The organism is Salinicola sp. 4072, from assembly GCF_036663415.1.
In the GTDB taxonomy this organism is placed as follows: Bacteria; Pseudomonadota; Gammaproteobacteria; order Pseudomonadales; family Halomonadaceae; genus Salinicola; species Salinicola salarius_A.
In genome coordinates, this window is the sequence record NZ_JAXOVV010000031.1 from 24,034 (window position 1) to 35,104 (window position 11,071).

Consider the following 11,071-nt stretch of genomic DNA (forward strand, 5'->3'; position numbering starts at 1 on the left):
CCGGAGAAATCGAAAGGCGATTCGATCAGTCGCTGAACGAGATCGTCGGGCCACCGGTATCCTGTCCGGCGACACCACTGGCGACATCACGCGCCATCTGGCGGAACGTGGCAGCCACCTCGCCTTCCGGCTCGGCAACCACGCTCGGCTTGCCACCGTCGGCCTGCTCGCGGATCGACAGTTGCAACGGCAGCTGACCCAGCAACCGCGTCTCGTACTGCTCGGCGATACGCTCGCCGCCGCCAGCGCCGAAGATCGGCTCGCTATGGCCGCAGTTCGAGCAAATGTGCAGGCTCATGTTCTCCACCACGCCCAGCACCGGCACGTTGACCTTGCGGAACATCTCGATGCCCTTGCGCGCGTCCAGCAGCGCGATGTCCTGCGGCGTGGTGACGATCACCGCACCGTCGACCGGCACCTTTTGCGCCAGCGTCAACTGGATATCGCCGGTGCCCGGCGGCATGTCGATGAACAGAAAATCGAGATCGTCCCACAGCGTCTGGTTGAGCAGTTGCTGGAAAGCGCCGGAAACCATCGGGCCACGCCATACCATCGGCTGGTTGATATCGACCATGAATGCCATCGACATCGCCTGGATGCCGTGCGCCATCACCGGCTTCATGTTCTTCTCGTCCACCACCTCGGGGCGGGTGTTCTCCGGCAAGCCCAGCATCCGCGCCTGGCTCGGGCCATAGATATCGGCGTCGAGCAGGCCGACACGATACCCTTCCGCCGCCATCGCCAACGCCAGATTGGCGGTGACGGTGGACTTGCCGACGCCGCCCTTGCCGGAGGCGACCGCCACGATATGTTTGATGCCCTCGATCACGAACCTCTCCTTGCAACGTTCAAAGCATGACTTTCCGCCAGTATAACGAGCCCGGCGCCCTATACCCTAGCGTTGTGCTGGGAAATAGCAGCCGAGCCGATCGAATGAGGTAGCACATCGTTACCAACGGGGAACGCTCACCACGGTTCGAATCGATACCAGGGATGACGGCCAGATCGGTCAATCGCGCTCGAACTCGTTCTGCACCGTCAGCTTGGTGCGAATGAAGTCGCTATGGGTCACGTAGAGCAGGTCCGCCAGCCGCCGGATGCGATGCTCCTCGAGGGCGGCAAGTTCATGATCGGCGTAGGCCAGACGCCACATCGCGGCGATCAGCTCGACACGCTGATCGTAGCTGTAGCGTTCGTTGAGCAGGGAAACATACTGGAAATGATCCACCGCCTGTTCGACCTGCGCCTGAGCCTGCTGGATCAACTCATCGGCGGCGGCCTCGTCCATCGAGAACCGGGCCATCAAGATCCGGCGCAGCGTGGCCAACTCCTGAGGATCGACCTCATAATCGGCACGCAGCACCTCGCTGAACAACGCCGCGACCGCCAGTTGCGGTGTCACGGCGTCACGGCCGTCGGATTCCGGCACGGCCAGAACGCGTTGGAAAAACTGTTGAACGGCATCGAGCATGGCTCACTCCTCTGCGATGAACTGCGATAAATGGCGATGAAACAATGCGTTTCGCGCGGCTTCGGGCGCGTGTTGACCGACATTTTGACACCGAAAGCCCGAAAGGTTCGAAAGCCCACCGGCTTCGATCGACGTGCCTCGCCGAACGAAAAAACCCGCAACCGAGGTTGCGGGTCTGGCGCATTAAAGAACGCGCTGCGTGGCATCACGATGGTGCCGATGGTCATGCACCGTGAGCGGCAAGAAACTCTTCGGTCAGCTTGAGCTCGCTGTTGGAGTTGACGCCGATCCCGCGCGTGGTGACGTTGCGGGCGATCTGCTGCGCTTCGTCGAGCGAGTGCATTTCCGCCGTTCCGCACTGATAGATGTTGAGTTCGGGAATCGACTTCTGATCCGTCAGCGCCAGTACGTCTTCCATCGCCGCTTTCCAGGCGGCCCCCACGGTCTGCTCGTCGACATGGCCGATCAGGCTCATGTAGAACCCGGTGCGGCAGCCCATCGGCGAGATATCGATGATCTCGACGCCGTCGCCGTTGAGGTGCTGACGCATGAAGCCGGCGAACAGGTGCTCGAGCGTGTGAATGCCGCGCTCGGACAGGATCTCTTCGTTGGGAACGCAGAAGCGCAGATCGTAGACGGTGATGTTGTCGCCGCCCGGTGTCTTCATCTGCTTGGCGACACGCACCGCCGGTGCGTTCATCTTGGTGTGGTCGACCATGAAACTATCGAGTAATGGCATGCTTGCCTCCTATGTTGGCATGTCCGGTCAGATGCCTACTTTAGCACGCTAACCGGCGCTGTCAGGTGTCCAGTTCCGGATAGTGGCGGAACAAGCCGCTCTCGTTGAAATCGAGCCGCCGATCCGAGGTCAGGTAAGCCGCCAGTTTCGGCCGTTGACTCACGCGATCCGCCAGCGCCGTCACCTCCGGCACTTCGGGCTCCAGCCGCTCCATCGAGCGGGGGAAGGCGTAGCGCAGCCCCGTGACGACCTGAAACAGCGACAGGTCCACGTAGCTGTGTGCCGTACCGACCAGATAGGGCTCGTTGCCGGCGTTGGCCGAGAGCACTCGCTCGAAGTAGTAGAGAAACTTGGGCAATCGCTCCTGGACGAAAACGACGCTGCGTCGCTTGGCTTCCTCCTGCTGGTCCTCGTAGTAGAGCGACGCGCCGATCGGATGATGAGTGTCGTGAATCTCGGCGACAAAGTCCGTCAGCGTCAACTGCAAGCCGTTGGCCCAGAGGCGGCTGACCTCGTCCTCCGGCACCAACCCCAGCCGAGGGCCTAGAAACTGCAGGATATTGGCGACGTGGGACACCGCGATCTCGCCGGCTTTCAATACCGGCGGTGCGAAATGCGGCTGTGCCAGCTCCCCGCCGTGGATGAATTCACTGACGGCACCCGCTCCACCGCCCTCACCAGCGGACCGCTTGCCGACATCGATGTAATCCGCGCCGGCATCCTCCAGCGCCAGGCGAACGAATTCGCCACGACCGGGGATACCCGGCCAGTAATAGAGCTCGTAGGTCATCCGCTTCCCTCCTGTTTCAGGACCGCTCGCCTGTCGGCTACACATTGGGAAGATGGCGACGAGATCGCCGGCAGACAACCCCAGGCGAGCTTGATCAATCGATCGAGCACGACCTCAGCATAGGCCAAAAAAAGGCCCGAACCCGTGACGGTTCGAGCCTCTTGCGCTGTGGCGCCATCGGCGACTCGCGATACAGCCAATCGAGAGCGACCGGGGAATCAGTGGCTCAGCGACACGCCACGGCCTGGCGCAGCGTGCTTTTCACCCACAGCCGCTGGCCGTCGGGAGTCTTGCCCTGATCGTTCCACTGCTGCGTGGTCTGCACGCAGAACGAGCCGAGATCCTCGATCGCCGGCGCGGCAGCATCCGGCCGCTCGCCGCCGATTCTCAGGATGTCGGTATTGTTCGACTGGTAATTGGGCGCAAAGGTATTGGAAGCGCAGCCGGCCATCGCCACGACCAATCCGGACGCCATCAACATACGGCGCAATGCCATATACGGCGCAATGCCATCTTGAGTGATTCCTCGAAGAGCGCCTGACGCCGCTCACGGACGTGGTCGGGTCTCGGCGCGAACACCGGCACGATTGCCGGCAGCGGCTTAATAGCACCCCCGAATCCGGCCTGTCAATTGGCGAGCGGGCTCCAGTGTTGTTACCCTACGCCGCCCTCGAGCCGACCGACTCCCCATCATGCGCTATCGCGTCAAGCTGTTTCCGGAAATCACCGTCAAATCCCGCCCGGTGCGCCGGGAAATGGTGAGATATCTGCGTACCAACATTCGCAATACGCTCGCCTCCGTTACCCCGGGCGTGCGGGTACGAGACGAATGGGACGCACTGGAAATCCGCCCGCGCCGCTCTCTCGACGATACCGCGCGGGAGACCTTCGAAGCCCGCCTTCGAGGCGTGGCCGGCATCCACGAGATCCAGATCGTCGAAACCCACGACTGGTCCTCCTTCGAGGATACCGCTGCCAGACTCGTCCCGCTGTGGCGAGAGACGCTGGCGAATCGCCGCTTTCGCGTCAGCGTCAAGCGCCGGGGGCAGCATGATTTCCGCTCGGAGACTCTCGAACGCTTCCTTGGCGCCGCGCTGCTCGAGGCGGTGCCCACGGCGCGGGTCGATCTCAAGCAGCCGGAACACGACGTGCGCCTCGAACTTCACGACGCGCGCCTGACACTGGTCACGCGACGACTACCCGGCCTGGGCGGATACCCGATGGGCACCCAGGGCCAGGCGCTGGCCTTGATCTCGGGCGGCTACGACTCGCCGGTCGCGGCCTGGCAGATGATGCGAAGAGGATTGAAGACCCACTTTCTGTACTTCGATCTCGGCGGACCGGATCAGGAGCGTGTGGTACGTCAGGTCGTGGATCGCTTGTGGCGGGGTTACGGTGCCTCTCACCGTGTCGACTTCATCAGCATGCCGTTCGTCGAAGTGATGAACGCCATTCAGCGCACCGCGCCGGCCGCTCTCGCCGGCGTGGTCCTCAAGCGGATGATGGTCCGCGCTGCCAACCGGATCGCCCAACGTCACCGTCTGCCGGCGCTGGTTACCGGGGACGCGCTGGCCCAGGTCTCCAGCCAGAGCCTGACCAATCTCGGCCTGATCGATGCAGCCAGCGAGCGACCGATCCTGCGGCCGCTGATCGCCAGCGACAAGCAGACAATCATCGAGCAGGCGCGGCGCATCGGCACAGCCGAACTGGCCGAGGGCCTCCCGGAAGTGTGCGGGACGATCTCACGCAAGCCCAACACGCGACCCAAGCCAGAGCGAATACTCGACGCCGAGGCCGGGTTCGATCAAAGCGTACTGGACGATGCCATTGCCCGAGCGAGCGTCGTGCGCAGTGACCAATTGCTGAACGAAGACGTGACAGGCAGCGAGGACGCGGTGGCGACCGCTTCGCCGTCGGCCACGGCCAGCCGTGACCCGAGACATGACCAGGTCCGAGTGATCGACATCCGCCATCCCGACGAGCGCGGCCTCGATCCGCTGGTTCTGCCCAAGAGCCAACCGCTGGTCATCCCCTACTTCGAGCTGGGCGAACGCGTCGCCACACTGCCGGACGACTACCACTATCTGCTCTACTGTGCCCAGGGCACCATGAGCCGGATGCAGGCCGCCCACCTGACCGATCAGGGTTACGACAACATCGGCGTCTATCTCCCCGACCTCCCCGACCTCCCCGACTGATGCGAGATGCCAGAAGAGATCAGCGGGTCGTTCAGAACAGCCCCAACTGCTGATCGGTCAGGCTGGCGAAGTCATCCCCCACGAACGGCAGTATGCCGTCGGCGACCGGTGCCAGCTGACGGCTGACATAGTGGTGGTAGTCTATCGCCGAGCGGCGGGCTTCGAGTGGTTCCGGCCCGGAGACGGTGATCACGTAGCGGATCCAGCCGCCGTTCTGGTACTGCTGCGGCCGGCCCAACTGACGGTTGAGGTCGTCGGCCATGCGCGCGGCACGCACGTGCGGCGGCACGTTGCGCTGATAATCGTCGAGCTTGCGCCGCAGACGCTTGCGGTAGATCAGCGCGTCGTCGTGTTCGCCGGCCATCGTCTGGTGGACGATCCCGCGCACGTAGTCACGGTACGGTTCACCCGTGAAGATGCGCCGGTAGAGCTCGCGCTGGAACTGCTGCGCCAGCGGCGACCAGTCGGCCCGTACGGATTCCAGCCCCTTGAATACCAGCCGTTCGCTGCCGTCCTCACCTCGCACCAGCCCCGCATAGCGCTTCTTGCTACCCTCCTCCGCGCCGCGAATGGTCGGCATCAGAAAGCGGGCGAAATGCGTTTCGAACTGCAACTCCAGCGCGCTTTCCAGATCGAACGTCTCGCGCAGATGCCGGCGCCACCAGTCATTGACGAGCGCCACCAGCCGCTGCCCGATCGCATTCGCTGCCTCGGCTTCGTGCGCCCCGCCCAACCACACGAAAGTCGAGTCGGTATCACCATAGATAACGGTATAACCCTCGGCTTCGATCAATTCGCGGGTGCGGCGCATGATCTCGTGACCGCGCATGGTGATCGACGAAGTCAGGCGGGGATCGAAAAAGCGGCAACCCCGCGAGCCGAGCACGCCGTAGAACGCGTTCATGATGATCTTCAGCGCCTGGGCCAGTGGCGCGTTGCCTTCCCGCTTGGCGGCTTCGCGCCCCTCCCAGACCTGCTCGACGATCGCCGGCAAAGCATGGGCCGTGCGAGAGAACCTCGCTCCCAGGAAACCCGACACGGCGTGCGCGTCGTCCGGCTGACGCAACCCCTCGACCAGGCCCACCGGGTCGATCAGGAACGAACGAATGATCGACGGATACAGACTCTTGAAATCGAGCACCAGCACCGAGTCGTAGAGCCCCGGACGGGAATCCATTACGTAGCCGCCGGGGTTGTCCTCGCCGTCGCGACTGCCCAGCGTCGGGGCGACGAACCCGAGCCGATGCATGCGTGGCAGGTAGAGATGGGAGAAGGCCGCCACCGAGCCGCCGCTGCGATCCGCGGCCAGGCCCGTCACGCTCGCCCGCTCGAGCAGGAAGTCCATGATCCGGGCATGATCGAAGATCCGCGTGACCAGCTCGCAATCCTTCAGGTTGTAGCGCGCCAGCGCCGGCTTGTCTTCGGCGAACATGCGGTTGATGTCCGCCATGCGCTGGTAGGGGTTGTCGATCGCCTTGCCCTCGCCGAGCAGCGTCTGCGCCACATTTTCCAGACTGAAAGACGAGAAGCGCCAGGTCGCGGAGCGCAGCGCCTCGATGCCATCGATGGCCAGTCGCCCGGGAATGGTGACGAAATGGTGGCTGGACGAGGTGCCGGAACTGCGGCCATGGGCACGCCACTCTATCGCCGCGCCGCCTCGGCCCAGCGTCAGCGGTACGTTCAAGCGCTCGGCGTGACGCTGCAACTGACGCAGATCGAACTGGATCACGCTCCAGCCGATGATCGCATCCGGGTCGAAACGAGCGAACCAGGCGTTGAGCGCATGCAGCAGCTCGGCGCGAGAGTCACAGTAGACCAGCTCGAAGTCGCGCTCGCGATCCGCCTTGCCGCCCTCTCCCGCCGGCGGCCCCAGCATGTAGACGATCCGCTGACCGCAGCCGTGCAGACCGATCGAATAGAGTTCGCCGCGCTCGCTGGTCTCGATATCCAGCGAGCAGAGCTTCAGCGCCGGGCGATAGTCCGGCGCCGGTTTCAGCTGTGCGTCCAGGATCGTGCCATCGATTCCCTCGCGGCCGCTGACGGTGACCGGCGCGGTAATGAAACGCTCCATCAGGTAGCGCTCCGGCGGCCGGACATCGGCCTCGAACACGTCGATACCCGCCTCGCCCAGCCGCCGCTCCAGGTTCATCAGCTGTCTGTGAGACCGGCAATAGAGACCGAGAACCGGGCGCTGATCGGAGTCTTTCAGTTCCAGCTCGCGCAGTTCGACATTTCGCTCCTGACGCAACACCCGTTCGGCCGCCGCGCGCTGCTCGACGGGAATGAAAGCGACCGATGTCTGCGGAGGCAGACGCACCAGCCGCGGCCCGGCATCGGTGGCGAGCCACAGCGATATTTCGGTGCCGGCCGGTGCATCCCGCCAGTGACGCGTCAGAATGAAGCCCTGCTGCTCCACGACATCCTCTTGCACGGTCGTCGTCACCAATGGCCTCCACTCAGAAAGAGAGCACCCAGGGCAGCACCACGCCGAGATAGACCGGTATCAGCACCGGGGCGGCCAGCGTGGTGATCAGCACCGCGATGGCGCCCTTCTCCGGCCGAATGTCCAGCTCCATGGCGATGACCACGACGTTGGCGGCCATGGGCACCGCACCGATGAGCAGAAATGCCAATGCCAGCGAGTCGGAAATCCCCACGCTCGCGCGCAGCAGCACCACCATCAGCAGCGTGGCCAACGGCCAGACGAGAAAGCGCACCAGTATGCAGGCGGCCACGAAACGGCCATCGAACGCCCTCCACGTGACGCGCCCCAGCGTCATGCCGATGATCATCATTCCCAGCACCGTGAAGCAGTACTTGAAGTAATCGAGCCCGTCCACGGCCACATCCGGAATATGCCAGCCGAGAGCGCTGACCAGCATGCCGGCCAGAAAGGCGTAGATCAGCGGCAGCTTCGCCAGCCTCGCGAGACTCTCCTTGACCGAGAAACGGCCACGGGCACTGACATAGAAGCCGACCGTGAACTCGTAGAGCGAGATTCCCAGCATGCAGAAGAGATAGAGGGTCACGCCCTCCGGCGGTAGCAGCACCAGCGCGATCGGAAAGCCGAAATAGCCGGTGTTGCCCGTGCCCGCCGAGAAGGCAAGCAGCGCCCGCTCCTGGTCCCCGAAGAAGCGTGCCGCCAGGGCATTGATGACCAGGCAGAGCAGCGCCGCCAGCAGCAGCACACTCCCCGTCAACACGAGTTTGTCGGGGGTCGGATGCCCCTGGGTGAGGCCGTTGAAGAAGGTCAGCGGGGAGATGATGTAGACGAGCAATGTCGCGATCGGCCGCGGATCGACCTTGAGATGCCGCGACGCGACCCACCCCAGAGCCACGAAAAACAGCAGCATCCACAGTGACTGCGAAAGATCGACATCGGCCATCCCGGGCTCCTAAAGCGACAGGCTGTAGAGATTTGGCCGCTAACTGTAACACTCGAATCGATATCCGGGCCGATGATGTGGTCATGACTCGTTCAGACACATCAGCGCGAATCCAGCCCAGCGATGCTACAATCGTCGACCAAGTTTTCAGCCTATCCATCCCGTGGGGCCATCGATACTGCGCCACCTCGGGTTCCGTTACGGGAATGTTCCAGTCGCCATGTCGAACAACGCCTCGCTTTCGCGCCAGATCCTCGTCACCAGCGCTCTGCCTTATGCCAACGGCTCGATCCACCTGGGTCACCTGCTGGAGTATATCCAGACCGATATCTGGGTGCGCTTCCAGAAAAGTCGCGGCCACGAATGTCATTACGTCTGCGCCGACGACGCCCACGGCACCGCGATCATGCTGCGTGCCGAGCAGGAAGGCATTACGTCCGAGCAGTTGATTGCCAAGGTCAGCGAAGAGCATCAGGCGGATTTCGCCCGTTTCGGCGTCGCGTTCGACAATTACCATTCGACCCATTCGGAAGAGAACCGAATCCACAGCGAGCGGATCTACACCGCGCTGCGCGATGCCGGCCATATCAGCACCCGCGACATCGAGCAGATGTACGATCCGGTCAAGGGATTGTTCCTGGCCGACCGCTTCATCAAGGGCACCTGCCCCAAGTGCGGCAGCGAGGATCAGTACGGCGACAACTGCGAAGCGTGCGGCGGAACCTACACGCCGGCGGAACTGATCAACCCGGTCTCGGCGATCAGCGGCGCCACGCCGGAAGTGCGGACTTCGACCCACTACTTCTTCAAGCTGCCCAATTTTGAGGATTTTCTCAAACAGTGGACACGCTCGGGCCGCGTGCAGCCGCAGATCGCCAACAAGCTGCAGGAGTGGTTCGAGGCCGGTCTCAACGAGTGGGACATCTCCCGCGATGCGCCCTACTTCGGCTTCGAGATTCCCGACGCGCCGGGCAAGTACTTCTATGTCTGGCTGGACGCGCCGATCGGCTATCTGGCGAGCTTCCAGAACCTGTGCGACCGCGAAGGGATCGATTTCGACAGCTACTGGAAAGCCGACTCCACCGCCGAGGTCTACCACTTCATCGGCAAGGACATCGTCTACTTCCACGCCCTGTTCTGGCCGGCGATGCTCGAAGGCGCCAACATGCGCACGCCGACCGGCGTCAACTGCCACGGCTTCGTCACCGTCAACGGCGCCAAGATGTCCAAGTCCCGCGGCACCTTCATCAAGGCGCAGACCTACGCCGAATATCTCAACCCCGAGTATCTGCGCTACTACTTCGCCGCCAAGCTGACTTCTCGCGTCGACGACCTCGATCTCAACCTCGAGGACTTCGCTGCGCGCGTGAATTCGGACCTGGTCGGCAAGGTGGTCAACATCGCCAGCCGCTGTGCAGGCTTCATCAAGAAGCTCGCCGATGGTCAGCTTTCCGCTACCTGTGCCGAGCCGGAGCTGGTCGCCAGGTTCATCCACGCCGGTGATGATATCGCGGCGGACTTCGAGGCGCGCGAGTTCGGCCGCGCCATGCGCAAGGTGATGGAACTCGCCGACGAAGCCAACACCTACATCGCCGACAAGGCGCCGTGGGTGCTGGCGAAGGAAGGTGGTCGCGAGCAGGAAGTGATCGATATCTGCTCGGTGGGCATCAACCTGTTCCGCACCCTGATGGTCTATCTGCAGCCGGTGGTGCCGGCCATGGCCGAGCAGGCGCGTGTCTTCCTGCAGGTCGACAGCCTCGACTGGGAGAGCCGCCAGCACGTACTGGAAGGCCATGTCATCGGCAAGTTCAAGCCGCTGATGACCCGTGTCGAGAGCGACCGGATCGCATCGATGATCGAGGCCTCGAAGGAAGTGCTCGAGGAAGAGAAGAAACTGACCGGCAAGGCGCCCGCCGCCGACGACCAGCAGAAAACGCCGCTGGCCGATGATCCCATCAGCGACGAGATCGCCTTCGACGATTTCATCAAGGTCGATCTGCGGATCGCCCGGATCGACCAGGCCGAGTACGTCGAGGGCTCCAACAAGCTGCTCAAGCTGACGCTCGATCTCGGCGGCGAGACGCGCACCGTCTTTTCCGGCATTCGCAAGGCCTACGCCCCCGAGGCACTCGAGGGCCGTCTCACGGTCATGGTCGCCAACCTGGCACCGCGCAAGATGCGCTTCGGCGTTTCGGAAGGCATGGTGCTGGCTGCAGGTGACGACGACGGTATTTATCTGCTCTCTCCCGACAGCGGCGCCAAGCCGGGCCAGCGCGTGACCTGACCCACGGAAATCGAGACTCTTACCAACGCGCGGCCTCGCCGCGCGTTTTTTGTTTGGGCAGATAAATCACCCCGAAATACTACCGGGGTATTTATTCAGGCGAAGGAGGGCGGTCTCAATGACCAAGTGCAACACGTGAGCCATCAGGTACGGTGTTGCCATGACTTACTGCTATCGCCATCTCTCTGCTGAAGACCGAGCCG

At 63.0% G+C, this 11,071-nt stretch carries 9 protein-coding genes; 2 read left to right on the top strand and 7 right to left on the bottom strand.

Features of this window, described 5'->3' with window-relative positions; all coding sequences use genetic code 11:
* Positions 1-25: 25 nt before the first annotated feature.
* The 5 genes from apbC to R3F72_RS16455 all read right to left on the bottom strand — a co-directional run bounded on the left by apbC (position 26) and on the right by R3F72_RS16455 (position 3,496).
* Positions 26-826 (bottom strand): iron-sulfur cluster carrier protein ApbC, encoded by an 801-nt coding sequence (apbC, locus tag R3F72_RS16435; protein ID WP_247643205.1) that lies wholly within the window; start codon positions 824-826, stop codon positions 26-28.
* A 183-nt stretch (positions 827-1,009) separates the two neighbouring features.
* Positions 1,010-1,471, bottom strand: coding sequence for a tellurite resistance TerB family protein (locus tag R3F72_RS16440; RefSeq protein ID WP_087718743.1), 462 nt, complete (start codon positions 1,469-1,471; stop codon positions 1,010-1,012).
* Positions 1,472-1,694: 223 nt separating this feature from the next.
* Positions 1,695-2,210 (bottom strand): S-ribosylhomocysteine lyase, encoded by a 516-nt coding sequence (luxS, locus tag R3F72_RS16445; RefSeq protein WP_071230409.1) that lies wholly within the window; start codon positions 2,208-2,210, stop codon positions 1,695-1,697.
* Between the two features lie 61 nt (positions 2,211-2,271).
* Positions 2,272-3,000 carry a glutathione S-transferase gene (locus R3F72_RS16450; protein WP_332780204.1) on the bottom strand — a complete coding sequence of 243 codons (729 nt, stop codon included), beginning with the start codon at positions 2,998-3,000 and terminating at the stop codon, positions 2,272-2,274.
* 226 nt (positions 3,001-3,226) lie between these two features.
* Complete coding sequence (locus R3F72_RS16455; RefSeq protein WP_071230435.1) at positions 3,227-3,496, bottom strand: hypothetical protein; 270 nt, start codon at positions 3,494-3,496, stop codon at positions 3,227-3,229.
* A gap of 196 nt (positions 3,497-3,692) precedes the next feature.
* Here R3F72_RS16455 and thiI point away from each other — a divergent pair, with 196 nt between their 5' ends.
* A complete protein-coding gene (thiI, locus tag R3F72_RS16460) occupies positions 3,693-5,198 on the top strand; it encodes a tRNA uracil 4-sulfurtransferase ThiI (protein ID WP_332780205.1) in 1,506 nt (501 codons plus the stop codon).
* Positions 5,199-5,229: 31 nt separating this feature from the next.
* On the opposite strand, the gene R3F72_RS16465 is transcribed toward thiI, so the two are convergent.
* Together R3F72_RS16465 and R3F72_RS16470 are read right to left on the bottom strand one after the other, a co-directional pair.
* Positions 5,230-7,641, bottom strand: a complete 2,412-nt coding sequence (locus tag R3F72_RS16465; RefSeq protein ID WP_332780206.1) for a DNA polymerase II — start codon at positions 7,639-7,641, stop codon at positions 5,230-5,232.
* Positions 7,642-7,654: 13 nt separating this feature from the next.
* The gene (locus tag R3F72_RS16470; RefSeq protein ID WP_087718739.1) at positions 7,655-8,584 is read right to left on the bottom strand and encodes an AEC family transporter; all 930 of its coding nucleotides are present in this window, start codon (positions 8,582-8,584) and stop codon (positions 7,655-7,657) included.
* Positions 8,585-8,804: 220 nt separating this feature from the next.
* Here R3F72_RS16470 and metG point away from each other — a divergent pair, with 220 nt between their 5' ends.
* A complete protein-coding gene (gene metG / locus R3F72_RS16475; RefSeq protein WP_332780207.1) occupies positions 8,805-10,868 on the top strand; it encodes a methionine--tRNA ligase in 2,064 nt (687 codons plus the stop codon).
* The last annotated feature ends 203 nt before the right edge of the window (positions 10,869-11,071 follow it).

Coding starts and splice junctions, on each gene's coding strand:
- R3F72_RS16440 (WP_087718743.1), bottom strand. CDS start 1,471: ATGCTCGATGCCGTTCAACAGTTTTTCCAACGCGTTCTGGCCGTGCCG.
- luxS (WP_071230409.1), bottom strand. CDS start 2,210: ATGCCATTACTCGATAGTTTCATGGTCGACCACACCAAGATGAACGCA.
- R3F72_RS16450 (WP_332780204.1), bottom strand. CDS start 3,000: ATGACCTACGAGCTCTATTACTGGCCGGGTATCCCCGGTCGTGGCGAA.
- R3F72_RS16455 (WP_071230435.1), bottom strand. CDS start 3,496: ATGGCATTGCGCCGTATGTTGATGGCGTCCGGATTGGTCGTGGCGATG.
- thiI (WP_332780205.1), top strand. CDS start 3,693: ATGCGCTATCGCGTCAAGCTGTTTCCGGAAATCACCGTCAAATCCCGC.
- R3F72_RS16470 (WP_087718739.1), bottom strand. CDS start 8,584: ATGGCCGATGTCGATCTTTCGCAGTCACTGTGGATGCTGCTGTTTTTC.
- metG (WP_332780207.1), top strand. CDS start 8,805: ATGTCGAACAACGCCTCGCTTTCGCGCCAGATCCTCGTCACCAGCGCT.